This window comes from Ilumatobacter sp. (assembly GCF_039969435.1).
Taxonomy (GTDB): domain Bacteria; phylum Actinomycetota; class Acidimicrobiia; order Acidimicrobiales; family Ilumatobacteraceae; genus Ilumatobacter_A.
Map to the genome: position 1 here is coordinate 141,808 of NZ_JBDVNU010000009.1, position 25,589 is coordinate 167,396.

Sequence of the window (25,589 nt, forward strand, 5' to 3'; positions counted from 1 at the left end):
GATCGCCGTGCGACCCGAGGGTGACGATTCGGCTCGGGGCTGGACGTTCCTGACCAACCACGCGCACGTGCTCGTGGCCATCGCCCGCGACCCCGAGATCCGCCAACTCGACATCGCCGGAGCCGTGGGCATCACTCCCGGCGCCGTGGTCCGGATCCTCCACGACCTCGAACACAGCGGTTGCGTTCAGGTCGAGCGGATCGGCCGCCGCAACCGGTACTCGGTCGACCGCGAGGTCATGCTCCGCCACCCGCTCGAAGCGAATCACAGTGTGGGCGACCTCATCGTGCCACTGATCGACTGACGCCGGTCGGCGACGCGATCAGTCCGCGGCGCGCTCGTCGCGTTCGAGTTCGTCGGGACCGTCCAGCGGGACCTTCACACGCATGTGCACCGCCCGACCGGCGAGATGGGTGCCGACCGGCGAGGTGAGCAACTGCAGGATCACCACGAGGACCAGCGTGGCGGCTGCCCCGAACGTCCGGATCCGCAGGCCTGCCCCGAGCGCGACCAGCACGAGGCCGAGCGTCGGACTCTTCGCCGCCGCGTGCATGCGCGAATACGGGTCGGTGAACTTGTGGACGCCGATACCGGCGAGCAGTGCGAAGAGCGCGCCGGCAACCAGCGCGAACCCACCGATGGCGTCGAGGAACGCGTTCACGTCAACTCCCACGCCGTTCGATGAAGCGGGCGAGGATGGCGGTTCCCACGAACCCGCCGAGCGCGACGATCAGGACGGTGCTCTCCACGATGCCTGCGCCCGGACGGGCCGATGCGATCGTGACGCCGACGACCACGGTGGACACGAACCCGTCGACCGAGATCACCCGGTCGGCCAGCGCTGGACCACGCAGCATCCGGGCCACGAACAGAACGGCGGCGAGCGCGGTGATGACGAGTGCAGCGGTGTTCAACATCTCGGAGGCTCCGGGTCGGGCGTGTCGTCGCGCTCGACGTTCACCGCGAGCAACGGTTCGTGCGCCTGGACGTCGCGCAGCGCCCGCTCGTGGTCCTCGTCGGTGCCGAATGCGTGCAGCGCCAGCGCTTCGAGCTTCAAGATGTCGTGGCGGACCGCCTCGACATCCTGCGCGTACATGGCGTGGACGTAGAGCGTCACGCCGGCTTCGAGGTCGCCTCGACCCGGTGGGACCGGGTCTCCATCCGGTCGATCGGAGGGCCTGGCGACGGCTCGGATGTGATGGCGTTCCACGTCGATCGTCATCGTGCCCGGTGTGAGGGTGATCGAGTTGGCGACGAGGTTGACGACGGCGTCGGAGCCGCCACGGATCGGCACCGCGATGATCCCGGTGTACGTGCCGTCGCCCGGCGTGAGGATCTCGTACGCGAGTCGGATGTTCGACACCAGCAACTGCCAACCGAGCGTGGCCACGTACCGGAACGCCCACCACGGCCGGAATCGAGTCGGGCGCAGCGAACCCGACTCGAGTCGGGCGAACAGCACCACACCCGCGGACACGGCGATCCCTCCGAGGACGTTGGCGTACGACACGTGCCCCCACAGCAACACCCACAGCAGGGTGAGCCAGGCCATCGTGGCCGGAATCCTGAGTGCCGCGCGTGTCATCGGTCGACTCCGAGTACTGCGTCGATGTAGACGCTCGGATTCATCAGGTCGGTGCCGGCGCGTTCGGCGAGGTCGTAGACCGGGCCGGCGAACACGACGTAGACGATCGACAGGGCGACGGTGACGGCGGTGGCGATCACCATCAGTGGCGGGCCCCCGTTGGTGCGACCTTCGGCGCGGACCTCGGGCGGCATGTCGTTCGGGTCGGCCGACTCCGGCTCGCCCCAGAACACTCCCGCCCAGATCTTCGTCATGGAGAACAGGGTGAGCAGGCTGACGACCAGTGCCACCGTGACGATCCACCACTGGTCCACGGCGACGCCGGCATCGATCAGTGCGAACTTGCCTGCGAAGCCCGACGACGGCGGAAGGCCGGCGAGAGACAGGGCCGGCACCGCGAAGAAGATCGCGATGACCGGCGCGCTGCGCACGATGCCGCCGACCTGCGAGATCCTGCTCGTTCCGGTGTGCCGGTCGATGAGTCCCGCGACGAGGAACAGGTTGGTCTTCACGAGGATCGTCTGGACGATGTAGAACACGACGGCGCTGACCCCTGCCACGGTGAACAGGCCGAGCCCGAAGATCATGTAGCCGATCTGGCCGACGATGTGGAACGACAGCAGTCGCTTCAGGTCGTCCTGCGCCAGCGCTCCGAGCACACCGACCGCCATCGTCAGACCGCCGATGATCAGCAGTGTGGTGCCCTGCTGCGCCTCGGGCGGGAACAGGAGGGTCTGGGTCCGGATGATCGCGTAGACGCCGACCTTGGTGAGCAGACCGGCGAAGATCGCCGTGACCGGGCCCGGTGCCGTGGGATAGCTGTCGGGGAGCCAGAAGAACAGGGGGAACAGACCGGCCTTGATGCCGAACACGAGGATCAGCAGCAGCGAGAAGCCGGTGCGCACTCCGGTGCCGAGTTGCGGGATTCGTTCCGCGAGGTCGGCCATGTTGACGGTTCCGGTCGCCGCGTAGAGCAGCGCGAGCGCGGTGATGAACAGTGCCGAGGCCGCGAGGCTGATGACCACGTAGGTCATGCCCGAACGGATCTGGTCGGATCGGCCGCCCATCGTCAACAGCACGTAGCTCGCCGCCAGCATCATCTCGAACGCGACGAACAGGTTGAACATGTCGCCGGTGATGAAGCTGGCCGACACGCCTGCGGCGAGGACGAGATAGATGGGGTTGAACCCCACGTGTCGCTCCTCCACGCCCTGTTGACCGATCGCGTAGATCAGTACCACGAGCAGCATCGCCGACGAGGTGACGAGCATGATCGCCGACAACCGGTCCACGACGTAGGTGATGCCGAGCGGTGCCGCCCACGCGCCGGCGTCCATGGTGACCACGCCGTGGTCGTCGGCCTGCACGAGCAGACCGATCGAGATGCCGACGTTGGCGGTCAGCGCTCCGATCGCCACCACGCGCTGAGCGATGCGGAACCTGCCGAGCACGACCGCGATCGCCGCGGCGAACAACGGCACCACGATCGGCAGGGGAACGAGCGCGCTGGTCACGACTCGTCTCCCGAGGAATCGCTCTCGCGTTCGAGATCGGCGGCCTCGGCGTCGGCCACGTCGGCGTCGCGTCGACGGTTGGCGGCGATCAGGCGGTCCTCCAGATCGTCGGCGACCACGTCGTCGTGGGTCAACTGCCAACTGCGGTAGGCCATCGCGAGCAGGAATGCCGTGACGCCGAAGGTGATCACGATCGCGGTGAGAGCCAGCGCCTGCGGCAGCGGGTCGGCGAAGTCCTCGGCGTCCCCCTTGCCGATCACCGGCGGCAGGCCACCCTCGCCACCGGAGGTGATCAGGAGGATGTTGGTGCCGTGGCCGATCAGTCCGAGGCCGACGACGATCCGCGTCAATCGACGTTGCAGCAGCAGCCACGTGCCGATGGCGAACAACGAGGCCGCGGTGAAGGCGAGCAGCACGCTCACGAGTCGGTCCCGCCGTGGTGCGGATCGTCGAGATCGCGATCGTCGAGATTTCGGACGGGATCGTCGTCGCCGTGGTCGTGCCAGGCGCTCGCCGGGCTGTGCTGTGTGAGCGGCCGATACTCCTCGCGCACGGAGGTGGCGGGCACGGTCGGCGCCTCGATCATGTCGAGTTCGGCGTCGAGATCGTCGCCGAACGCTTCGAAGATCATCAGCACCAGACCGATGACGATCGCGTAGACGCCGAGGTCGAACGGCAACGCCGACGTGGCCTTGACCTCGCCGAGCAACGGCGGATGCATCTTGAGCGTGCCGTGCTCGAGGATCGCGCCGCCGAGCAGCATCGGGAAGATCGCGGTTCCGACGGACAGTGCCAGCCCCGACCCGAGGATGGTCCACGGCTCGAGGCGGAACGAACGACGCACCGCGTCGACGCCGCCGTTGACGTAGCGCAGCGAGATGGCGCCTGCGGCGGTGAGTCCACCGACGAAACCACCACCGGGCTGGTTGTGGCCCGCGAACAGGAAGTAGAGCGACAGCACGATGATCGACGGGTACAGGACCCGCACCGACACGTCGAGGATCAGCGAGTACTTCACGCGCCCGCGTCCGCTCGTGCCGACACGGCGACCGCTTCGACGCCACCGCCTGCGTCGTCGTCGCGATCCTCGTCCTCGTCTCTGCGGTGGCCGCGGGCGAGCGCAACGGCACCGACGGCGGCCACGAGCAGCACGGTGATCTCACCCATCGTGTCGACGCCGCGGAAGTCGACGAGGATCACGTTGACGACGTTGTTGCCTTCGCCGTCGGGCTTGGACCGTTCGATCATCTCGGCCGAGATCGACTCCTGCGACACGTCCGAGCGCGCATTCGTCGAGACGATCGCGAACACGAAGATCGCAGCGCCCACCACGACCGACACGGCGAGCCGGAGTGGGCGGACCACGGCAGGCGCCAAGTCGACGAAGCGAGTCGGGAGGAAGCGGAGCACGAGCACGAAGAGGACCGTGCCGAGGGTCTCGATCGCGAACTGGGTGAGGGCCAGGTCGGGCGCCCCCTGGACCTCGTACAGCCCGGCCATCGCGAATCCGACGGCGCCGAGCATCACGACCGCCGCGATCCGTCGCCGCACCAACGCCGCGCCCAGGGCGGATCCGATGATGATCGCGACGAGCGGAACGTGGATCGGGTTCTCGATCCACTGTGGCAGCTCATCGAGGTCACCGATCATCGGGATCACCGGCACGACGACGACGGTGGTCAGGATCACGAGCAGGTAGGTCGGGAGCGATCCCGTCTGAACGGTGCGTGTGACGCGCCGGGCGATCGCGTCGATCGCCCGGAGCAGACCGTTGAACGCGTCATCGGTGGACGGGAGTCGGCGCAACGGGCGGGCGGCTCCGGTCTGGGCCCTGGCGACCGGTCGTCGTGCCACGGCGAGCAACGTGCCGACCGCGATGATCACGGCCGAGAGGGCGAACGCCGTGTTGAACCCCGCCCACAGCTTCACCGTCGACGGCGATGCGACCGGGTCGAGACCGATCAGCGCCGACTTCGAGAGATCGCTGACGAGGACCGGAGCGAGACCGACGACGACCGTGACGGCGGTGAGGACGTAGACCGGACCGACGAACACGGCGGCAGGAGGGGGTGCCGTACGACTGAGCGGTTCGTTCTCTGGCTGGCCGTGGACGCCGAACACGCCGAGCACGAAGCGCGCCGAGTACGCGAACGTGAGGATCGATCCGAGCACGATGACGACGAGCGTGGCCGTGGCGCCGGTGAACTCGCCGTACTCGAGGTACGTGTCGATCGCCTTCTCCTTGGCGACGAAGCCGAGCAACGGGGGCAGGCCGGCCATCGACGCCGCGCCGACCACGGCCATGATCTTGACGGGCAGCCAGCCCGCTCCGAAGCCGTGGAGTTCACGGATGTGGCGGGTGCCGACCTGGTGGTCGATGATCCCGACGAGCATGAAGAGGGTGGCCTTGAACGCGCCGTGTGCGAGCAGGAGGACGATGCCGGCCTGAGCGATCTTGTACTCGCCGGTGCCCACCAGCAGCATCAGGAAGCCGAGTTGGCTGACGGTGCCGTACGCGAGGAGCAACTTCAGGTCGCGCTGTCGCATCGCGCGCAGGCCGCCGATCAGCATGGTCGCCGATCCGACGACGAGCACGAGGACGCGCCACTGGCCCGACGTGGCGAGGATCGGCGCGAGGCGCGCCACGAGGTACACGCCGGCCTTGACCATCGTGGCCGAGTGGAGATACGCACTGATCGGTGTGGGCGCCACCATCGCGCCGGGCAGCCAACTGCCGAAGGGTGCCTGGGCGGACTTCGTGAACGCGCCGAGCAACACGCAGACGATGCCCGCAGAGACCGCTCCCCCGGACGGCGGTCGATCGATCATCTCCGACAAGCGGTACGTCCCCGCGCTCTGGCCGATGATGATCAGCCCGACCAGCAACGCGAGTCCACCGGCCCCGGTGATGAAGATCGCCTGCAGCGCCGCGGCGCGCGCCTTGGGGGTGCGATCGTCGTTTCCGATCAGCAGGTAGCTGGTGATCGAGGTGAGTTCCCAGGCGACGAACAGGGCGATCAGGTGGTCGGCCCAGACGATGCCGAGCATCGCACCGGCGAACAGTGTCATCAGACCGGCGAGGCGGGTCTGGCCGGGAGCGATGTGGGAGAAGTAGCCGATGGCGTAGACGCACACGAGCGCCCCGATCCCCGAGACCAGCAGGGTCATCACGAGTGCGAAGGCGTCGAATCGCAGGTGCAGATCGAGGTCGAGACCGCTGATCCAGCCGACCGATTCGAAGACTGGGGTGCCGGCCGCGTCGGTCGCCGCGTCGGACGCACGTGTGACACCGCCGGCGGCGGCGGACTCCGCGACCGCACCACCCGAGCCGACCACGCCCGACCACTTCGTCGCAGCCCAGACCAGGGTGACGAGCGGTGCCACGCCGGCTACGGCGAAGGCTCGACGGCCGAGTCGGTCCCCGGACATCAGGATCGCGCCGCCGATCAGCAGGTGGAGGATGAGCAGCACGAACATGGTGGTCGAACGCCCGAGGATACGTGTTGATCGCCCCGCACCGGGAACCCCGACACCCACAACCTCTGTTTCGTCGTCCCGGAGCGATCAACAGAGGTTCAACCTCTGTTGATTCGTCCGGGAGCGAACAACAGAGGTGGTGCAGCAGTTGTCGTTTTCGCCAAGCTACCCATCGGTAACTAACGTGATCCGATGACGGAAAACGTGGGCAAGATCAACACCATCGGCATCCTCGGGTCGGGGATCATGGGCGCCGGGCTCGTCGAGGTCGCGGCACGGTCCGGACGCACGGTCGTGTTGCGATCCCGCACACAGGACGGCGCCGACGCCGCCATCGCCAAGCTCACCTCGGGCCTGGATCGCCAGGTCGAGAAGGGTCGTCTGGATGCCGACGAGCATGCGGCGATCGTCGGACGGATCACCGCCACCGCCGACATCTCGGCGCTCGCCGACTGCGACCTGGTGCTCGAGTCGGTCGTGGAGGACCTCGCCGTCAAGAAGGCACTGTTCGCCGAACTCGACGGCATCGTCAAGCCGGGCGCGATCCTCGCCACGAACACCTCCACACTGCCCGTCGTCGAGCTGGCGATGGCCACCTCACGGCCGGAGTCGGTGTGCGGCGTCCACTTCTTCAACCCGGCACCCATGATGAAGCTGGTCGAGGTGATCCGCCCGATCACGGCGTCCGACGAGACCATCTCCGCCGCTCTGGAATTCGCCTCGTCGTGCGGCAAGGACGCCGTCGAGGTCGTCGACCGCGCCGGATTCATCGTCAACGCACTGCTCTTCCCGTACCTCAACAACGCGGTGAAGATGTGGGAGCAGGGCACCGCCTCGATCGCCGACATCGACACGGCGATGCAGGGCGGTTGCAACTTCCCGATGGGCCCGTTCGCCCTCCTGGACCTCGTGGGGCTCGACACGTCGCTGGCGATCCTCGATGCGCTGCACGCCGAGTTCGGCGACCCCAACTTCATGGCAGCGACATCGCTCAAGCGCAACGTCGCCGCCGGCCGACTCGGCCGCAAGTCCGGTCGCGGATTCCTCACCTACTGACACGACGGAGTCGGACACGACGGAGGCCGGCACGACGGAGGCCCGTCGACATCGACAGCTCGCGAGTGGACAGCCATCACCCGATCTGGTGAAGTGTCATGTGTGGCGGGGAGGCGACCGAGGGTGATTCCTGCGCCGAGTCGGTTCACGATGCCCGATCCCGCCGAGGTCCGAGCCGGGGTCGACCTCGTGGCCATCGGCGCCGACCTCGAACCCGGCACGCTCCTGTCGGCGTACCGCAACGGCCTCTTCCCGATGCCCATCGATCCCGACAAGAGGCGCAGCAAGCTCGCCTGGTACTCGCCCGACCCGCGCGGCGTGCTTCCACTCGACGGACTGCACGTCTCCAAGTCGTTGCGCCGGAGTTGCAGCCGATACCGGGTGACGATGGACCATTCGTTCGAGGCCGTGATGACCGCATGCGCCGATCCCGCACGCGAAGGCCGGTGGATCACCCCCGAGTTCATCCGTGCGTACACGACGATGTTCGAGCTCGGGTGGGCGCACTCCGTGGAGGCATGGAACGACGACGGCGACCTCGTCGGCGGTCTCTACGGGTTGCGGATCGGCGCCTTCTTCGCCGGTGAGGCGATGTTCCACACCGCGACCGACGCGTCGAAGGTGGCGCTGGTCGAACTCGTCGAGTGGCTGAACTCCACCGGCGCGGAGCTGCTCGACGTCCAGTGGGCCACCGAGCATCTCGCGACGCTCGGCGTCGTCGAGATCCCTCGGCCCGAGTACCTCCGGCGGCTGCGCTCGGCGACGGAAGCCGGGGAGAACGACTGAAGGAGCAGCGATTGCTCGCTGCTCCTTCTCGTCCTGCGCCGGCCGGATCCGCCATCCGACCGGCGTGGTTCCCGCCAAGGGAAACTCGTCCCGATCGAACGCCCGGCCAAGGGGGAAGCCGAGCGCACGTTCGGGAGATCTCGTGGTGTTCGTCGCCCCACGGGTGGGACACCTCTTCAATCGGTCCTCGCCCACGGGTACTTGAGGATTTCTTTCGGCTCGCACCGACCGATCTGCTCTCACGCTGTTTGGAGCTGTGGGTCCGGGCGGCGAGACTTTCCCGATGAGCAGCACGACCGACGCCTCCGTCTCCGGCAACGACGCCTCCGGTGCCCTCGTCCCCGGTGACGACGTCCCGGCGGGCGGCGTGTCGAGCAGCGACGCAGCCTCCTCGACAGCTGCAGCCCGACCGCGCGACCGGCCGTGGATGATGCGCACCTACTCGGGCCACTCGACCGCTGCGGCCTCCAACGAGTTGTACCGCACGAACCTGGCCAAGGGACAGACCGGACTCTCGATCGCATTCGACCTGCCGACCCAGACCGGGTACGACGCCGACGACATCATGTCCCGCGGCGAGGTCGGCAAGGTGGGCGTGCCCGTTGCCCATCTGGGCCACATGAAGACGCTCCTCGACCAGATCCCGCCTGGCGCGATGAACACGTCGATGACCATCAACGCCACCGCAGCGTGGCTCCTTGCGCTCTACGTCGCCAATGCCGAGGAGCAGGGCGTGCCGTCACAGGACCTGCGCGGCACCACGCAGAACGACATCGTCAAGGAGTACCTGTCGCGCGGCACCTACATCTTCCCGCCGGCGGAATCGCGCCGCCTGATCGTCGACATGGTCGCCTGGTGCGCCGAGCACGCGCCGAAGTGGAACCCGATGAACGTCTGCTCGTACCACCTGCAGGAGGTCGGAGCCACGCCGGTGCAGGAGATCGCGTACTCGATGGCGACGGCCATCGGCGTGCTCGACGCCGTGAAGGAATCGGGCCAGGTCGGCGACGAACAGTTCTCCCAGGTGTTCGGCTCGATCTCGTTCTTCGTGAACGCCGGGATCCGCTTCGTGGAGGAGATCTGCAAGCTGCGGGCGATGTCCGACATGTGGGCCGACATCGGTCGCAGCCGGTACGGCGTGACCGACGACAAGGCACTGCGCTTCCGCTACGGCGTGCAGGTCAACTCACTCGGTCTGACCGAGGCGCAGCCCGAGAACAACGTGCAGCGCATCGTGTTGGAGATGCTCGCCGTCACCCTGTCGAAGGACGCACGTGCTCGCTCGGTGCAGTTGCCCGCGTGGAACGAGGCACTCGGGTTGCCGCGGCCGTGGGACCAGCAGTGGTCGCTGCGGATGCAGCAGGTGCTCGCGTTCGAGTCCGACCTCCTGGAGTACGGCGATCTCTTCGAGGGCTCGGTGGTGATCGAGGCCCGTACCGCCGAACTGCGCGCCGAGGCCCAGGCCGAACTCGACGACGTGCTCGCGATGGGTGGCGCGTTCGAGGCCGTGGAGACTCTCAAGGCGCGGCTGGTGTCGTCGATGGCGGCACGCACGCGGCGGATCGAGTCGGGTGAGCAGAAGGTGATCGGCGTCAACGACTTCACCGAGACCACCGAGTCGCCGCTGAGCGGCGAGAACAACATCATGAAGGTCGACCCCGCCGTGGAGCAGGAGACGATCGACGGCCTCGTCGAGTGGCGGGTTGCGCGCGACCAGTCGGCGGTCGACGCCGCGCTCGCCGAGTTGAGCCGGGTCGCCCGCTCGGACGAGAACGTGATGCCGGCCTCGATCGCGTTGGCCAAGGCCGGAGGCACCACGGGCGAGTGGGCGACCGTGATGCGCGAGGTGTTCGGCGAGTACCGGGCTCCGACAGGTGTCGGCGGGGCCGCCGCATCCGCTGCCGGATTGGCGGCCGTGGCGGAACACGTCAAGTCGATCGCCGGTGGTCCTCCGAAGTTCCTGGTGGCCAAGCCGGGCCTCGACGGGCACTCGTCGGGAGCGGAACAGATCGCCGTCGCGGCGCGCGACTCGGGCATGGAGGTCGTGTACGCCGGGATCCGGATGACCCCCGAGCAGATCGCCGCATCGGCACGCGACGAAGACCCCGACGTGATCGGACTCTCGATCCTGTCGGGCTCGCACCTGCAGTTGGTGCCCGACGTGTTGCGTCACCTGAGCGAGATGGGCGTCGACACCCCCGTCGTCCTCGGTGGCATCATCCCGGAGGACGACCGGGCGGGCCTGCTCGCCAACGGCATCGCGGCGATCTACACCCCCAAGGACTACGAGATCGCGAGGATCATGCGCGACATCGCCGACCTCGCCGTCGCCCACCGCTCGACCTGACCGAGTCACCCGCCGGGCCACCTCGGGGCCGTTCGTGTCGGCGTGGTTCACGGCCCGTTCACGCGGGGTTCCTACCGTCCACCCGGTGATTCTCGGCAAACGTCTCGTCCCCGTCCTGGTCTCGACCGTGCTCGTCGGCACGGGCCTCGTCGCTGCGCCGACGACCGCGCGCGCCGACTCGTTCTCCGTCACCTCGACCGCCGATTCCGGAGCGGGTTCGCTGCGTCAGGCGATTCTCGCCACGAACGCGAACGTCGGCCCCGACACCATCACCCTCGACCTGCCGGTCGGTTCCACCATCACGCTCTCGTCCGATCTGCCCAGTCCCAACGAGCGTGTCGACGTCGTCGCCACCGCCACCGGGCTCACCATCGACGGTGCCAACACGGCCCGTGGCTTCGTCGCCCCCACCATCGGACTCGAGGGATTCACGATGCGTCGGTTCGTCGCTGCCGGCATCAATCCGTCGGGTGCAGCGGTCTCGGCGTCCGGCAACGTCGACCTCACCTCCATGACCTTCAGCGACAACAGCGTCTCGCAGTTCGGTGGCGCGGTCTCCGTGGGCGCGAGCGGAGTCTCGATCACCACGCTCACCATCACCGACTCGACCTTCGAGGCAAACGTCGCCGGGTCGAACGGAGGTGCCGTGACCTTCAACGGGCAGAACGAACCCGGCAACACGGTGATCGTCGACGGGTCGACCTTCGAGGACAACACGGCGAGCGCGGACGGTGGCGCGATCTCGCTGCTCAACGGCGGAAGCGCCCGGATCGCGTCGAGTCGCTTCGCGAACAACACCGGGAGCCAGGACGGCGGAGCCGTGCACGGTCGCGACGCGAACATCGTGCTCGACCACGTCGTCGTGACCGACAACGACGCCGGTGACGGCGCCGGTGTGGCGCTCGAGTTCACGATGGGGAGTCCGTTCGCCGACCCGAACGTGCTCACGATCACCGACTCGACGATCGACGGCAACGTCGCAGCCGGGCAGGGCGGTGCCGTCCACGCGATCGAGGCGACGGTCCGGATCGACGACACCACGGTCCGGGGGAACCAGGCCCTCAGCGGAGGCGCACTGTTCCTGGACGACTCGTTCCTCACGAGCGACCGATCGACGTACAACGCCAACACGGCGACGGCCCTCGGGGGCGTCGCCTACCTGCCCGACTCCGGGGCCGGGGCGGCCACGTCGGGCGCCACGTTCACCAACGTCACCGCGAACGCCAACAGCGCCGCCGACGGCGGAGTCGTCCGGTCCGAGAGCCGTGGCAGCACCACGATCCGGCATTCCACGTTCACCGACAACACGGCATCGGGTCGAGGTGGAGCGATCGATGCCAACGGCCCCCTCGCCATCGAGCACTCGATCGTCTACGGCAACACGACGACGACGACCAATGCTCCCGAGATCGACGGCGTCGTCAACTCGCTGAACTGGTCGTTCCTCGGCGTCCCCACCGACACCACGATCGCCACCGGCGCCAACAACCAGATCGGTGTGAATCCGCAGCTGGGAGCGCTGACCGACAACGGGGGGCCGACTCTCAGCCGCCGCCCCTCCCCCACATCGCCTGCGGTCGACGCCGGCGATCCGAGCTTCTCCGGGGCGCCGACGACCGACCAGCGTGGTGGCAGCCGGGTGTCGAACGGACGGATCGACATCGGCGCCCTGGAGCTGAGCGGCGGAGCGATCTCGGTCACCGCGTCGGCGACGTCCGTCGCCGAAGGCGGTTCGGTCACCTTCACGGTGTCCCGCACCGGTGGCGCCGACGGCACCGCGACGGCGACGCTCGCCTCCACGGGAACGGCCACGAACGGCGTCGACCACTCCGACATCGGTTCGGCGTTCACGTGGGCCGATGGTGACGCCACCGCTCGAACCGTCGTCGTCTCCATCACCGAGGACATCGCCGACGACCTCGCCGAGACGATCGTCGCCACGCTCTCGGCGATCACGGGAGCGGTGGCGGGCACCCCTGCGACCGCCACCGTCACGATCATCAACGTCCCGACGCCGTTCGTGATCCCGGTCGCCCCGGCACGCCTCGCCGACACCCGTGCGAACGGCGAGACGGTCGACGGCCTGGTCCAGCGGATCGACCGGCTCGGTGTCGGCCAGACGCTCGAGATCGACATCGCCGGCCGGGGAGGGGTTCCCGACGGCGTGCCGGCAGCCGTGGTCAACATCACGAGCGCCCAGCCGCTCGCCGGCGGGTTCTTCACCGTCTTCCCGTGCGACCAGGACCGCCCGACCACCTCGGTGCTGAACTACGTGCCCGGCCAGAACCTCGCCAACGAGATCGTCGCGCCGCTCTCGGGAACGGGTCGGGTGTGCGTGTTCGCGTCGGCGAGCAGCCACCTGATCGTCGACGTCGTCGGGTACGTGCCGATGAACTCGCCCTACCGGGCCACGTCCCCCTCGCGCATGCTCGACACCCGTGAGGGCGCGGAGACGGTCGACGGCGACTTCTCCGGCGACGGCTTCGTCGCCGCCGGCTCGCAGTTCAGACTGCAGATCACGGGTCGTGTCGGCATCCCCCAGGGAGCAGCCGCTGCGGTGGTCAACGTGACCGCCATCAACGCTGACGCCGGCGGGTTCCTCACGGTCCACCCCTGCGTCGACCCCGTCCCGAACGCCAGCTCGCTCAACCACGTCGCCGGCGTCAACCGCGCCAACGAGATCATCGCGAAGCTGTCGAGCACCGGCGCGATCTGCATCGACAACTCGGCCGGTCTCGATCTCGCCGTCGACCTGGTCGGTTGGCTTCCGGCGGCCGCGTCGTTCACGCCGATCGACCCGGCGCGCTTCGTCGACACCCGTTCGGGTGCCACGACCGAGGACGGCAGGCTGGAGGGCTTCGGCACACTGAACGCCGGCCAGACGCTGCGGGTCAAGATCACAGGTCGCGGTGACGTCACCGACGTGGCCACCGCAGCGGTGGTGAACATCGCCGCCGTGAACCCCGCAGCACTCGGCTTCTTCACCGTGTGGAACTGTGACGGCGCCCGACCGAACGCGAGCTCACTGAACTTCGTCGCCGGACTCAACGGGTCGAGCGAGATCATCGCCGGCCTCAACACGAGCGGCGAGATGTGCGTGTTCACGTCGGTGCGCACCCACCTCCTGGTCGACGTGGTCGGGTACGCGAGCTGACGCACCCGACCCACCCGAATCCACCCACTGCGTTCTCGTCAGCACATCTGGGCAGATCGAGAGGGTGCGCTGACCGGAAAGGCCGTGGTCGCTCCAGTCGACCGACCACGCACAGTTCTCGTCAGCACATCTGGGCAGATCGAGAGGGTGCGCTGACCGGAATCGTCGCACCGAGGCCTCAGCGCACGACGCCGAGCACCCGACGCAACTCCCCCACGACCGTGGCCGGTCGGTCGACGATTGCTTCGTAGGTGTACTGGTACGGCGTGAGTCCGGCGAAGACGAGTGCGTTGAGCCGTTCGGTGTCCCGTCGGAGGTGCGCCTTGTCGCGGTGCCAGGTGTACCCGAGCACCTCGACCACGACCGTCGTGCCCGGAAAGAAGAAGTCGACCCGAACGAGGCGGTCACCCGCCCGGGTCAACACCCGTTGCGGTTCGGGGCGAGGCAGACCCGCGCCGCTCAGGAGGCGCAAGAACTCGCGTTCCAACCAGCTGTGTGCGCCGACGATGGCCTCTCGGCCCTCGATCGTGTGCAGCAGTCTGCGGACGCCGGTGCGGCCGGATCTGCGCAGAGCGACGATTCGGCGATGCAGCGAACCCTCGGTGAACCTCCCGTCTCGCAGCCCGCTGTCCATCGCCGCGGTCAGACAGTCGACGGCCTCGGTCCTCGCCAGGTCGATCACGGTCCGTGCCGCACGCATCGTCGGGATGCCCGACACCTCACAGCGATCGATGGGTTGCAGATCCGTGGTCGTGTGGATCCGGTGTCCGATCCGGTTGACGTGGCGGCCTCGACCGACGGTGAGATCGAACGGCTCCCGCAGGCGGTAGCCGTCGAAGCCGTGCAGCGCAGCAGCGGTGGGGCCGCTCGCACAGGAATCGCCTCCGACGTCGAGGAGGAGTTCGCGGAGCCTGGAAAGTGGAGTCGGAGGTGCGCCGGCGAGGCGGAACGCATTCGGGAGTGACTTGGCGAGGAAGCCGCTCTGGACCCGGCTTCGAAGCTGCGCATCGGTCATCCCGATGCCGTGCGCCTGCTCTCGCGAGAGCACACCCAGCTGACCGGTGGCGACATCCACCAGGCGGTGGTTGAGGTTGGTCATGCATCCCACTCAAGCGCGGGGGTACTCCACGGTTGGGTTCGAACCCGGACTCGCCGGCGAGGCACCCGGGTGAGCCCCCTCCATCGAGTTCTCGTCAGCGCATCCGTGACGTTCACCGATGTGTGCTCACGGGAATGTCGGAGGCGAATCTCTCGGCAGCTCCCGTCATCGATCCGACCGGAAGAGCTGACGAGAACGCAGTGCATTGGCCCGGGCGGCGCCACGAGGCGCGGGAGGGGCTGCGTGATCAGGCGGCGGAGGTGTTGGCGCGGATCCAGTCGTCGAGCACGGGGCCCGACTCGAAGCTGGTGATCAGCGCATACCTGGGTTCCGAACCATGGTGGACGACGACGTGCCACAGGCGCTGCGTGTCGACCACGAAACGGGCACCCTTGTGCAGTGGCACGCGGATCTCCGTCGACGCGTCGGGCAGACCGTTCTCGTCGTTGTCCATCAGGATCATGTAGCTGTCGGGGTTGTCGGTCAGTTCGACCCACGACCGCACGACCCAGCCCTCGTCGTCGGGGTTGAAGCGGTTGTTGTCGTCACGGTGCAGCGACCGGATCGCGGCCTCGCGATCCTGCGGTTCGAGCTTGATCGTGCGGACCCGACCGAAGTTCGCACCGACACCGTCGACGTAGTCACGGATCGACGGCGCGACGTCGGCGTTCGACGTCCACATCGCGTCCTTGTCGGTCTTGCCCTTGTCCCAGAAGCCGCGGCAGTCGAGTTCGCCGTCGGCGGTGGCGAGCGGTGCGAAGTTCGTGTCGCCACCCGACTTCCAGTCCATGTACTCCAGTGCGAGGTATTCGGACTCGGGGCACTCGAAGGGTGCATCGTCGAGGACGACGACGCCGGTGTCGGCGAGCACGTCGAGACGCGGGTGGGGGGTGTCGAGCGGGATCTTCACGCTCCAGTGTTCGGAGTTCGGCCAGAAGCTCATGGCCGGAAGTGTAGAGATGGTCCGGCCACCCGACGAGTGATCTGCGGCTCAGGGCTCGGGTTCGGTCGCCGGGACGGATTCGGCGTCGGTGGAGGGGACCTCGGCAGGCACGGACGAAACCGCCGGGATCTCGATCGTCTCGCCGGCCTGGATCGATCCCTCCGGCCCGATCTGCGGGTTCGCGTTGAGGATGTCGACGATCGTCACGCCCTTCGCTTCGGCGATCGCACTCAGGCTGTCGCCCGGCTGGACCTCGTAGAACCGTTCGAACGGAATCGTGGTGGTCGTGGTCGTGGTCGTGGTGGTGGTCTCGAGCGGCGGCAACGTCATGCGTGATGCCTCGTCGGTCGTGCCGCACGCCGAGAGGCCTGCCGACAACGCCACACCGGCGACCAACAGGAACGAACGCGTCGTGGCCGATCCGAACGACGGGCGGACCCCGCCCCGTGTTGCCCCATCCGCTGACATCTCCTCGATGATACGCCAGCCGGGCTGTCGGGCATCGGACCATGGCGGCTACCGTCGCCACGTGACCGACCCGTCCCCCGCTCCTCCGCCCGACGATGATGCGCCCGCATCCAGCGGACCGGGCGTCGGGGCGGACGGTGGCGGCAACCCGACCGACGAGGGACTCGACGAGTTCGGTGAGTCACCGTTCCCCGGCGCCAGGCGCCCCGACCGCACCTACGACCTGATGGCCAACGGGCTGCGGATCGCCGTGCACGAGTGGGGTCACGCCGACGCGCCGCCGTTGATGATGATGCACGGCGGATTCGACTTCGCCCGGACGTTCGACCTCTTCGCCCCGAAACTCGCCGCAGCCGGATGGCGCGTCGTGAGCTGGGACCAACGTGGCCACGGCAACAGCGAGCACGCAGCGCTGTACTCGTGGGACGGCGACCTGCGCGACACACTCGCGGTGTTCGATCACGTGGCCGCCGGCCGCCCGATCCCCGTCATCGGCCACTCGAAGGGCGGCGCGCTGATGACGCAGTTGGCCGACGCCCAACCACACCGGTTCCGTTCCCTGGTGAACATGGACGGCATCCCGTACAAGCGCAACATGCCCGACCTCGCCGAGCACGAGCGGACGACGATGCTCGCCAAGGACCTCGCCGGTTGGCTCGACCACCGTCGTGCCACCGCAACGGCCAGTCGCAAGCCCGGCACCCTCGACGAACTCGCGACGCGGCGGGGCCGGATGAACCCGAGGCTGCCCCACGAGTGGTTGCGACGTCTCGTGTCGACCGGCGGCTTCCGATCCGACGACGGTTGGCGTTGGCGGATCGACCCGACCCTGCGTTTCGGCGGCTTCGGTCCGTGGCGACCCGAATGGATGCTGCTGCGACTGCCCGGGCTGCCGATGCCGTTCCTCGGGATCCTCGGCGCACAGATGGAGGAGATGGGTTGGGGTACGCCACCGCACAAGGTGGCGCCGTACATGCCGCTCGACGGGCGCTGCGAGGTGCTCGACGACGTCGGCCACTTCGTCCACATCGAACAACCCGACCTGGTGAGCGAACTCGTCCTCGACTTCATCGGAGGTCCGTCATGAGCACCGAGATCGTCATGCTGCGGCACAACCGGATCGACCTGGCCCTCCACATCCTGCGCGCGGAGCCGGTCGATTCCCGCAACCCGAGTCGACCCCTGCTGCTGCTGCACGGGCTGGGCGACCGGTCTCCCGAGTCGGTCCCTGCGTGGGTCGCCGCCTGGCCCGGCCCGATCGCCGCCCTCGACTTCACCGGCCATGGCGCCTCCACCTGCCCCGCCAGCGGCGGCTACTCCCCCGAGACCCTGATGGCCGACGTGGACCAGGCGCTCGCCCACCTGACCGACGACGACCCCGACCGCTCGATCACCGTGCTCGGCCGCGGCCTCGGCGCGTACATCGCGCTGCAGATCGCCGGTGCACGCGCCTCGCAGGTGCACGGAGCGATCCTCGTCGACGGCCCCGGCCTGGCCGGTGGGCCGACCGGTCCGAGTTCGCAGGCGGTGTTCGCGCTCGAGACGAACGGCACGACGCCGGACCCGTACGCGCTCGTCGAACTCGGCCGCGACCTGCGACCCGGTGACTACGCCGTGTCGTTCGTGAACCTGGCCAACGCAGGCGCGCCCATCGCCAACCCGATCACGGTGGCGAGCAGCTTCCGGCCGAAGTGGTTGGACGCCGTGGTCGATTCTCCGGGCGTGGTCGAGGCGACCCTCGCCGACGCGTTGGCCTCCTACGCCTGACGGCGGGCCAGGTAGTCGCGTGCAGCGGCACGGGCTTCGGGGTCGCGCATCGCCGCACCCAACTGGTCGGCGTCGGCCCACGCTCCGGCGGTGGACGCCATGTCGTCGAGTGCGGCGTTGACCTGACGCTTGGTCGCACGGACCACCGACGGCGCCTTGAGAGCGAGTTGCCCGGCCAGTTCTTCGACTGCGGCGTCGAGTTCGTTGCGTGGCACGACGCTGTTGACGAAGCCGAGCGAATGCGCCTCGACCGCGTCGAAGGGCCGACACGTGAGGACGAGTTCGCGCACGATCGCCGGCGGGATCTCCCGGAGGAGCCTCGGGATGCCGCCCCAGGCGAGCGGGATCCCGAGGTCGACCTCTGGAATGGAGAACACCGTGTCGTCGGCGGCGATCCGCAGGTCGCACACCCCCGCGAGCACCACTCCTCCGCCGACGCACGGGCCCTTGATCGCCGCGATCGTGAGCGCACGCATGCGCTCCATCGCTTCGGCCATGACCCGTCCGAGGTCGGCCTGCGCTCGAGGATCGAGAGGGGTGCCGGTCGGGCCGTCGTCCTCGGAACCGGGCCGACCTGCGAACTCGCGCAGGTCGAAGCCCGACGAGAAGGCCCGCCCGGCTCCCGTGACCACCACGACCGATGCCTCGGTCGTGTCGAACCACGCAGCGGCCTCGGCGATCTCGGTGAGCGCCACGGTGCCGAGCGGGTTGAGCCGATCGGGTTGTTGCAGCGTCAGGCGCCCGATCCGGCCCTCGGTGGTGGCGGTGAGAGTGGTCCATCCCGACATGGAGCGATCGTGACAGCTCGGCGACATCCACAGAGGATCGGACACCGGCTGCTCGGCCCGGGATAACGTCGCGTGCGATGACCTGGTCGACCGTCGCCATCGCCGTGCTGGCGTTCTGTGCCATGGAACCCGTCACGGCCGCGACCCACCGCTGGGTCATGCACGGAGTCGGTGAGTTCCTCCACCGGAGCCACCACCGGCGCATCGTCTCGCGGTTCGAGGCCAACGACTGGTACCCGGTGATGTTCGCCGCAGTCGTCAACGTCGGCTTCTTCGCCGGGTTCAACTGGGACGGTTTCGGATCGCTCGTGCCGGTCGGCATCGGCATCACCGCCTACGGCGCGGCCTATGCCCTGGTGCACGACGTCTACATCCACGGCCGGATGAGCTGGTTCGCCGGGCATCGCGTCGCTGCGTTCGACCGCCTCGCCGAGGCGCACCGCATCCACCACCTGTACAACGCCGCCCCCTACGGCATGCTGCTGCCGGTGGTGCCCTCCGAACTGCGAGCCCGCGCCGGCCAGACCGACCGCAATCCCCTCGCCCGCGCCTGACCCGCCGCCGGCAGGCCCACCGCGGCCGATCCGTCTGTGAGCGCTGGACCGCGATCTCGCGGTCCACGGCTCACATCGACCGACCCACAGGCCCCGAGTCCGACCGGGTGTGAGCTCGAGACCGCGATGTCGCGGTCCACAGCTCACAGCGGGTCGGGAGCCGGTGTCGGGATGACCGAGGGCGAGTCGGGGCCGTAGAAGTCAGAAGACGAAGAGACCGGAGGTACCGGGACCGGTGTGGGCTCCGACGCTCGGACCGATCCGGTACTGGAGCACCTCGGCGACCGAGGGCTGGTCGACCAGGGCCGCGGTGAGCGCTTCCGACATCGGCGCGCTCGACGCGTTTGACGTGCCCACGGCGATCCGCAGACCGGCCGACGACGACGGCGTCCATGCGAGGGCGTCGTCGACCATGGCCTGGACGGCTGCATCGAGGTCGGTCACCGTGGCGAGCACCGACAGGTCGGGGCCGGTCATGGCCAGGACCGGGACGCCATCGCTCGCAGCCTCCTGCACGCTCACGTCGCCACTGCGACCCGATCGGTCGATCAGCGACGGAACGCCGACGACGAAGGTGGTGTGCAGCCCCGCAGCGCGTTGCTGGGCGACGGAGGCGACCGTGTCGAGATCTGCCCCGGCCGCGATCGCATCGGCGGCCGCCCACGCACAACAGGAGATGCCGAAGCTGGCCGTTCCGGTGTCGACCAGACGGACCGGCACGTCGACCATGCCGGACGCCAGGCGCGCCGAGTTGAGGGTGCCCGACATCGACTCGGTGATGTGGACCGACAGGATGTCGGTTGCACCGGCCGCCTTCAGCCGCTCGTAGGCGGCGACGAACGCACCCGGCGCGGGCTGGCTGGTCTCGACCCGGGGCGCGTGATCGCCGGTCCAGAATCCGTAGAAGGAGTCGGCGTCGATGTCGACTCCCTCGCTGAACTCGACGCCGTCGACGACCACCGTGAGCGGAACGATCTGGATGCCGTGACGCTCGGCCAACTCCGCCGGCATCTGGCTGTTCGAGTCGACGACGATGCCGATCTTGCGGTCCCCCATCAGAGGGTTCCGCCGACGGCCGACGCGGCATCGGCCCCGAGCCCGCCCGGAAGGGGGTTGCCGGCGGCGATGAAGCGTTCGGCGATGATCGCACTGGACAGCAGCGCGCTGACCGGCAGCATGATCGTCGGCTTCGGGCCCCACAGGTTGCGCCATCCCTTCGCCCACCAGACGATCCCCCCGACGACCCAGCACGCACTCGACGCCAGCGTGGCGGCGAAGGCCCGCTGCTTCCAGGCCGGCACGGAGGCGGTGGCGGCGGCGACGCCGACGTCGATCGGGAAGTACGCGGGGAACGTGGCGAAGCACTGGCCGACGCTCGTGGCCACACCCTTGCCACCCCGGAATCCGTTCAGGACCGGATAGCAGTGCCCGGCGACCGAGGCGGTTCCCGCGAGGTGCGCACCGGTCGGTCCGGCGAGCACGCCGCCGATCGCGCACGCTGCGACGCCCTTGCCGATGTCGCCCGCCATGACGGCCAGGCCGGCCTTCGTGCCGAGCACCTTCATCGCGTTCGCCGCACCGGGGTTGCCCGTGCCCTGCGAGCGCAGATCGGGACCCGCCATCTTCCGGGCGACGATGTCCGCCGTGGAGATCGTGCCGAGGAGGTAGGCGATGCCGACCCCGATCCCGAGTCGGTTCAGCTTGCCTCGACGTCCGGTCCACTGCACGAGGCCAAGTTAGTCGTCCACGCTCGCACGGCTCCGCGTGGCCGCTCGGAGTCGCGGCGGCGGCACGCGATCGATCAGAGGCGTCGGGGCAGGAACGTCGTGGCGCACGCTCCGCCGGCCAGGACGACGGCGAGCGTGGCGTACAGGTACCAGAACTCCCCGAGCGCGAGCGCCGCTGCCGCGATGAGCGGCGCCAGCAGGAACGACACCTCGCGCCAGGTGGAGAACACCGTCGTCATGGCGCCTCGTTCGCGGGGCTTGACGAGACGCATGAACGGAATGTTGCCCAGGACGTCGATCGTCGACCCGCCGAGCGCCCCGAGCAGCCAGAAGGCCACGCCGATCGGCCGTGCCTCACGCAGCACGGCGAGTCCCACCATCGACGCGGCCATCAGGACGAAGGCACCCACGATCGTGTTCCGCAGACCGAATCGGTCGGCGACGCGACTCACGAGCGGGCTCAGGAACAGCGTGGCGCTCGCAGCCGACAGGAAGACCCCTGCGGCCCACGTCGGGAGCGAAGCCTCGATCACGTAGATCGGGCCGTAGACGAACAGCGTCGCCCAGAAGATCGCACGGGCCGTCGTGATCGCGTACGCACAGCGAAGGTACCTCTGCCCGAAGTAGCGGACGATGTTGTGCCACGGCCTCGTGACCGAGCGGGTCGGGCCGCGGAGCACGGGGTTGGCATGGATCCGCAACCGCCAGAAATAGGCCACCATCAACGTGGTCGTGACGATCGAGACGATGAACGGAACCGCACCCATCGAGTGACTCCAGAGCCAGCCGCCGATGGTCGGCCCGACGAACCACGCAGCTCCGTTGTAGAGCATTCGCCGTGATTCGGTCGTGGTGAGTTCGGCCTTGCCGATGAAGTCCATGATGTAGAGCGACAGACACACCGAGAAGATCGAGGCCGCTGTGGAGTGGAAGCCGATCGCGATCGCGAACAGCGGACCGTCCACGACCGCGTACATCGACGCTGCCGCGACGAGAAGGCCGGCGCCGATCATCATCACCCACCTCCGTTGGACGGCGCGTTCGAGTCGGCCGATGTTCAGCGTGATCAGCAGGGTCAGCGCCGCTCCGCCGAAGAATGCGTACGACACCGCGGCCTTCGAACCCAGCGCATCGAGAGCGGCCAGCGGAACCACCCCGACGATGATCGAGCGAGCGAACCCTTCCAGTGCGGTGAGGCGCGCGAGTTGCGTCGCTGCTCCGGGGTCCAGTTGCTGCAGACCCTCGGGGCGACGCCAACGCACTGCGACACAGTACGACCGCGTCGCTCGCTCATCGAAGAGAGACATCGTCGCGTGGAACGTCGCACGGTCGCTGTTAGATTCATCTCGCTCTCAACGAGAAGAGGCCCATGCCTCGAATAGGCCCCCATCGTCTAGCGGCCTAGGACTCCACCCTTTCAAGGTGGCAGCACGGGTTCGAATCCCGTTGGGGGTGCGGTGCGGAAACGCGCTACACATAGAACATGGCAGGTTGACATCTGCCGGGAACACCAAACTGGTCCCGTGGTGAAGTCAGGAGTTCACGCCGGCCTGTCAAGCCGGAGGTCGCGGGTTCAAATCCCGTCGGGACCGCAACAGGGGCCATTCACCGAGAAATCGGTGAATGGCTTTTGTCAATCTGGGCAAGGAACCGCCCGGGTCAACAAGATGGTCTCGTAGCTCAGTTGGCAGAGCGCTCGCCTGAAAAGTGAGAGGTCACCGGATCGACGCCGGTCGAGACCACATCGATCGAAGGCCCCACCTCCGGGTGGGGCCTTCGTCGTTCTCGACACGATCGCCGTGCTGGAGCCGGCGTCGACGGCGTTGTCCGATTCGTTCGGCTCCGTTCCCTCTTCGTCGCGTGCGCGACGGCGTGATCGGGTGAGATGATGACCGAGATGTCCGCCGTGCTCGATGTGCTCACCGATCCCGACCACCGGACCGGGCCGAGCGTGCTCGGTCTGGTCACGATCGCGGTGCTGTTCCTCGTTCCCGGCTTCCTCGCGCCGATCGGCCTGCTGCAACTGATCGGCGCGCTCTGGCTCGTCGCCGCCGTGATCACGGCAGTCCGCGACGTGCTCCACGTGCGAACCGATTGACGTCTCCGCCGCCTGCGAGGTCGACGCCGGCTGCGGGGTTCAGGCCGTGTAGGTCTGCAACTGGCCGGAGCCCGCTGCCAACTCCTTCAGCAGCGGGCTGAGGTCCCAGTGCTTGCCGCCGAGCGAGGAGCTGTATGCCTCGATGCGCGTGACGATCTCGGCGAGGCCGACGCTGTCGGCCCAGTGCATCGGGCCGCCTCGGTAGACGGGCCAGCCGTAGCCGTTGACCCACACGACGTCGATGTCGCTGCCGCGGATGGCGATCTTCTCCTCGAGGATCTTCGCTCCCTCGTTGACCATCGGGTAGAGGAGTCGTTCGAGGATCTCCTGATCGCTCACTTCGCGCTGCTCGTGACCCTTGCCGATGGCGAAGTCCTTGATCAGTTGCTCGACCTCGGGGTCGGGCGTGGCGGCGCGGGTGTCGGGGTCGTACGTGTAGTAGCCGCGTCCGTTCTTCTGGCCGCGACGACCGTTCTCGCAGAGGATCTCCCGGATCGTCGACGACGAGGACTTCTCCTCCTTCCAACCGATGTCGAGGCCGGCGAGGTCACTCATCGAGTACGGGCCCATCGGGAAGCCGAAGTCGAAGAGGACCTTGTCGATCTGCGCCGGGGTCGCGCCTTCGAGCAGCATCCGCTCGGCTTCGGCGCCACGCATGAACAGCATCCGGTTGCCGACGAAGCCGGGGCACACCCCGACCATCACGGAGACCTTCTGGATCTTCTTGCCGATCGCCATCGTGGTCGCCACGACGCTGTCGGAGGACTTGTCGCCACGCACGTTCTCGAGCAACTTCATCACGTTGGCCGGGCTGAAGAAGTGCATCCCGATCACGCTCTCGGGTCGGCTGGTGACCGCGGCGATCTCGTTGATGTCGAGCGCCGAGGTGTTCGATGCGAGGAGCGCTCCGGGCTTGCAGATCCCGTCGAGCTCGCGGAAGATCGACTTCTTCAGTTCCATGTCCTCGAACACGGCTTCGATGACCATGTCGCAGTCGGCGAAGTCCTGCTTGCTGGTGGAGCCGGTGATCAGTGCCATGCGCTCCTCGACCTGCTCGGGCGTGGTCGAACGGGAGCGCTCGTAGTTCTTGCGGACCACGGCGAGACCCCGGTCGAGGCTCTCCTGATCGCGCTCGACGATCGTGACGGGGATGCCGACGTTGACGAAGTTCATCGCGATGCCGCCGCCCATCGTGCCGGCGCCGAGGACGCCGACCTTCTGGACGTCGATCAGCGGCGTGTCCTTGGCGATGTCGGGGATCTTGTTCGCCGCCCGCTCGGCGAAGAAGGCGTAGCGCTGGGCGGCCGACTGCGGGCCGGTCATCAGTTCCATGAACAGCTTGCCCTCGGTCTCGAGGCCCTCCTCGAACGGCTGGTTGGCCGCCGCCTCGATGCACCGGATGTTGTACTCGGGTGCGAGGAAGCCCCGGGTCTTGCGGGCGATGCCCGCCCGGAAGTCGGCGAAGATCTTCTCGTCGCCCTTGTGCAGTTCCACCTGATCGTTGCGGTCGCGGACACGGACGAGCGGCAGACCGTCGGTGACCGCCTTCGCCGCGAACGCGATGGCGGCGGCGCGCAGGGCGTCGAGACCGTCGCCCTGCTCGGCGGGCACGACGTCGTCGATCAGGCCGTCGAACACGGCCTCGCTGCTGCTGACGTGGCGGCCGGTGGTCATCATCTCCAACGCCTTGGGCACGCCGACGAGGCGAGGGAGTCGCTGGGTGCCACCGGCGCCGGGGAGCAGACCGAGGTTCACTTCCGGCAGGCCGAACTTCGCCGAGGCGACGGCGACGCGGTAGTGCGCGCAGAGTGCGACCTCGAGGCCACCGCCCAGGGCGGTGCCGTGGATGGCTGCGATCACCGGGACGGGAGCATCCTCCATGGCCGCCTGGACCTCGTGGAGTCCGGCGGCCTGTGGCACGTTGCCACCGAACTCGCTGATGTCGGCTCCGGCGATGAAGGTCCGTCCGTCGCAGATGACGACGATCGCCTGCGCGCCCGACTCGGTCGCCTGCGTGATCCCGTCGAACAGGCCTTGGCGGACGTGCCAGCTGAGCGCGTTGACGGGCGGGTTGTCGACGACGACGAGGGCGATGTCGACACCGTTCTCCTCGACGCGTTCGAGGCGGACGGATTGCGAGAGTTCTGTGGATTCGGCCATCGGCCCAGCTTTGCAGCCGCACCCCCAGAACTCCGATTCCACGGCCCGGCGAGATCCGTCCGGGCC

Annotated in this window: 24 protein-coding genes and 3 tRNA genes; 12 read left to right on the forward strand and 15 right to left on the reverse strand. The window is 68.1% G+C overall.

Going from position 1 to position 25,589, the window contains the following annotated elements:
• The first annotated feature begins 7 nt into the window (after positions 1 to 7).
• Complete coding sequence (locus ABJK40_RS04845) at positions 8 to 304, forward strand: MarR family transcriptional regulator (protein ID WP_348478490.1); 297 nt, start codon at positions 8 to 10, stop codon at positions 302 to 304.
• Positions 305 to 322: 18 nt separating this feature from the next.
• Here ABJK40_RS04845 and mnhG read toward each other — a convergent pair whose 3' ends face one another.
• The 7 genes from mnhG to mbhE are packed head-to-tail and all read right to left on the reverse strand — an operon-like array spanning position 323 to position 6,576.
• Positions 323 to 673: a monovalent cation/H(+) antiporter subunit G gene (mnhG, locus tag ABJK40_RS04850; protein WP_348478488.1), complete on the reverse strand. Its 351-nt coding sequence runs from the start codon at positions 671 to 673 to the stop codon at positions 323 to 325.
• A complete protein-coding gene (locus ABJK40_RS04855) occupies positions 663 to 917 on the reverse strand; it encodes a monovalent cation/H+ antiporter complex subunit F (protein WP_348478487.1) in 255 nt (84 codons plus the stop codon). The genes mnhG and ABJK40_RS04855 overlap by 11 nt, the downstream gene beginning before the upstream one ends.
• Positions 911 to 1,552, reverse strand: a complete 642-nt coding sequence (locus tag ABJK40_RS04860) for a Na+/H+ antiporter subunit E (RefSeq protein ID WP_348510174.1) — start codon at positions 1,550 to 1,552, stop codon at positions 911 to 913. The genes ABJK40_RS04855 and ABJK40_RS04860 overlap by 7 nt, the downstream gene beginning before the upstream one ends.
• A gap of 29 nt (positions 1,553 to 1,581) precedes the next feature.
• A complete protein-coding gene (locus ABJK40_RS04865) occupies positions 1,582 to 3,099 on the reverse strand; it encodes a Na+/H+ antiporter subunit D (protein ID WP_348478484.1) in 1,518 nt (505 codons plus the stop codon).
• A complete protein-coding gene (locus tag ABJK40_RS04870) occupies positions 3,096 to 3,521 on the reverse strand; it encodes a Na(+)/H(+) antiporter subunit C (protein WP_348478483.1) in 426 nt (141 codons plus the stop codon). The genes ABJK40_RS04865 and ABJK40_RS04870 overlap by 4 nt, the downstream gene beginning before the upstream one ends.
• Complete coding sequence (locus tag ABJK40_RS04875; protein ID WP_348478482.1) at positions 3,518 to 4,117, reverse strand: MnhB domain-containing protein; 600 nt, start codon at positions 4,115 to 4,117, stop codon at positions 3,518 to 3,520. Before ABJK40_RS04875 ends, ABJK40_RS04870 begins: the two co-directional genes overlap by 4 nt.
• Positions 4,114 to 6,576, reverse strand: coding sequence for a hydrogen gas-evolving membrane-bound hydrogenase subunit E (mbhE, locus tag ABJK40_RS04880; RefSeq protein WP_348478481.1), 2,463 nt, complete (start codon positions 6,574 to 6,576; stop codon positions 4,114 to 4,116). Before mbhE ends, ABJK40_RS04875 begins: the two co-directional genes overlap by 4 nt.
• Before the next feature lie 192 nt (positions 6,577 to 6,768).
• Between mbhE and ABJK40_RS04885 the strand changes: the two genes are divergently transcribed.
• From ABJK40_RS04885 to ABJK40_RS04900, 4 genes are all read left to right on the forward strand, one after another.
• Positions 6,769 to 7,632: a 3-hydroxybutyryl-CoA dehydrogenase gene (locus tag ABJK40_RS04885; RefSeq protein ID WP_348478480.1), complete on the forward strand. Its 864-nt coding sequence runs from the start codon at positions 6,769 to 6,771 to the stop codon at positions 7,630 to 7,632.
• 150 nt (positions 7,633 to 7,782) lie between these two features.
• Positions 7,783 to 8,418, forward strand: a complete 636-nt coding sequence (gene aat / locus ABJK40_RS04890) for a leucyl/phenylalanyl-tRNA--protein transferase (protein WP_348478479.1) — start codon at positions 7,783 to 7,785, stop codon at positions 8,416 to 8,418.
• Positions 8,419 to 8,845: 427 nt separating this feature from the next.
• The gene (locus tag ABJK40_RS04895; protein ID WP_348478501.1) at positions 8,846 to 10,765 is read left to right on the forward strand and encodes a protein meaA; all 1,920 of its coding nucleotides are present in this window, start codon (positions 8,846 to 8,848) and stop codon (positions 10,763 to 10,765) included.
• Between the two features lie 85 nt (positions 10,766 to 10,850).
• On the forward strand, positions 10,851 to 13,919 hold the full coding sequence (locus tag ABJK40_RS04900; protein WP_348478478.1) for a choice-of-anchor Q domain-containing protein: 3,069 nt from the start codon (positions 10,851 to 10,853) through the stop codon (positions 13,917 to 13,919).
• Between the two features lie 178 nt (positions 13,920 to 14,097).
• Here the strand turns inward: ABJK40_RS04900 and ABJK40_RS04905 are convergent, their stop codons facing one another.
• The 3 genes from ABJK40_RS04905 to ABJK40_RS04915 all read right to left on the reverse strand — a co-directional run bounded on the left by ABJK40_RS04905 (position 14,098) and on the right by ABJK40_RS04915 (position 16,429).
• A complete protein-coding gene (locus ABJK40_RS04905) occupies positions 14,098 to 15,018 on the reverse strand; it encodes a hypothetical protein (protein WP_348478476.1) in 921 nt (306 codons plus the stop codon).
• A 247-nt stretch (positions 15,019 to 15,265) separates the two neighbouring features.
• The gene (locus ABJK40_RS04910) at positions 15,266 to 15,961 is read right to left on the reverse strand and encodes a hypothetical protein (RefSeq protein WP_348478475.1); all 696 of its coding nucleotides are present in this window, start codon (positions 15,959 to 15,961) and stop codon (positions 15,266 to 15,268) included.
• A 48-nt stretch (positions 15,962 to 16,009) separates the two neighbouring features.
• Positions 16,010 to 16,429, reverse strand: a complete 420-nt coding sequence (locus ABJK40_RS04915; protein ID WP_348478474.1) for a LysM domain-containing protein — start codon at positions 16,427 to 16,429, stop codon at positions 16,010 to 16,012.
• 61 nt (positions 16,430 to 16,490) lie between these two features.
• Between ABJK40_RS04915 and ABJK40_RS04920 the strand changes: the two genes are divergently transcribed.
• Together ABJK40_RS04920 and ABJK40_RS04925 are read left to right on the forward strand one after the other, a co-directional pair.
• A complete protein-coding gene (locus ABJK40_RS04920; protein WP_348478472.1) occupies positions 16,491 to 17,516 on the forward strand; it encodes an alpha/beta hydrolase in 1,026 nt (341 codons plus the stop codon).
• Complete coding sequence (locus ABJK40_RS04925; RefSeq protein WP_348478470.1) at positions 17,513 to 18,196, forward strand: alpha/beta hydrolase; 684 nt, start codon at positions 17,513 to 17,515, stop codon at positions 18,194 to 18,196. Before ABJK40_RS04920 ends, ABJK40_RS04925 begins: the two co-directional genes overlap by 4 nt.
• Here the strand turns inward: ABJK40_RS04925 and ABJK40_RS04930 are convergent.
• Complete coding sequence (locus tag ABJK40_RS04930) at positions 18,187 to 18,984, reverse strand: enoyl-CoA hydratase/isomerase family protein (protein ID WP_348478469.1); 798 nt, start codon at positions 18,982 to 18,984, stop codon at positions 18,187 to 18,189. The two genes, ABJK40_RS04925 and ABJK40_RS04930, sit on opposite strands and share 10 nt — an antisense overlap.
• 77 nt (positions 18,985 to 19,061) lie before the next feature.
• On the opposite strand from ABJK40_RS04930, the gene ABJK40_RS04935 reads away from it, so the two are divergent.
• Positions 19,062 to 19,538 (forward strand): beta-carotene hydroxylase, encoded by a 477-nt coding sequence (locus ABJK40_RS04935; RefSeq protein WP_348478468.1) that lies wholly within the window; start codon positions 19,062 to 19,064, stop codon positions 19,536 to 19,538.
• Positions 19,539 to 19,739: 201 nt separating this feature from the next.
• On the opposite strand, the gene ABJK40_RS04940 is transcribed toward ABJK40_RS04935, so the two are convergent.
• The 3 genes from ABJK40_RS04940 to ABJK40_RS04950 all read right to left on the reverse strand — a co-directional run bounded on the left by ABJK40_RS04940 (position 19,740) and on the right by ABJK40_RS04950 (position 22,527).
• Positions 19,740 to 20,594: a DegV family protein gene (locus tag ABJK40_RS04940; RefSeq protein ID WP_348478467.1), complete on the reverse strand. Its 855-nt coding sequence runs from the start codon at positions 20,592 to 20,594 to the stop codon at positions 19,740 to 19,742.
• Positions 20,594 to 21,265, reverse strand: a complete 672-nt coding sequence (locus ABJK40_RS04945; protein ID WP_348478465.1) for a glycerol-3-phosphate acyltransferase — start codon at positions 21,263 to 21,265, stop codon at positions 20,594 to 20,596. Before ABJK40_RS04945 ends, ABJK40_RS04940 begins: the two co-directional genes overlap by 1 nt.
• 74 nt (positions 21,266 to 21,339) lie before the next feature.
• On the reverse strand, positions 21,340 to 22,527 hold the full coding sequence (locus tag ABJK40_RS04950) for an MFS transporter (protein WP_348478464.1): 1,188 nt from the start codon (positions 22,525 to 22,527) through the stop codon (positions 21,340 to 21,342).
• Positions 22,528 to 22,647: 120 nt separating this feature from the next.
• Between ABJK40_RS04950 and ABJK40_RS04955 the strand changes: the two genes are divergently transcribed.
• The 4 genes from ABJK40_RS04955 (at position 22,648) to ABJK40_RS04970 (ending at position 23,363) form a co-directional block, all read left to right on the forward strand.
• A tRNA-Glu gene (locus ABJK40_RS04955) sits at positions 22,648 to 22,720 on the forward strand.
• Positions 22,721 to 22,782: 62 nt separating this feature from the next.
• Positions 22,783 to 22,857: transfer RNA gene (locus ABJK40_RS04960), tRNA-Asp, on the forward strand.
• A gap of 77 nt (positions 22,858 to 22,934) precedes the next feature.
• A tRNA-Phe gene (locus ABJK40_RS04965) sits at positions 22,935 to 23,007 on the forward strand.
• A 146-nt stretch (positions 23,008 to 23,153) separates the two neighbouring features.
• Positions 23,154 to 23,363 carry a hypothetical protein gene (locus ABJK40_RS04970; protein WP_348478463.1) on the forward strand — a complete coding sequence of 70 codons (210 nt, stop codon included), beginning with the start codon at positions 23,154 to 23,156 and terminating at the stop codon, positions 23,361 to 23,363.
• A gap of 39 nt (positions 23,364 to 23,402) precedes the next feature.
• Here ABJK40_RS04970 and ABJK40_RS04975 read toward each other — a convergent pair whose 3' ends face one another.
• Complete coding sequence (locus tag ABJK40_RS04975; RefSeq protein ID WP_348478462.1) at positions 23,403 to 25,523, reverse strand: 3-hydroxyacyl-CoA dehydrogenase NAD-binding domain-containing protein; 2,121 nt, start codon at positions 25,521 to 25,523, stop codon at positions 23,403 to 23,405.
• Between the last annotated feature and the right edge of the window lie 66 nt (positions 25,524 to 25,589).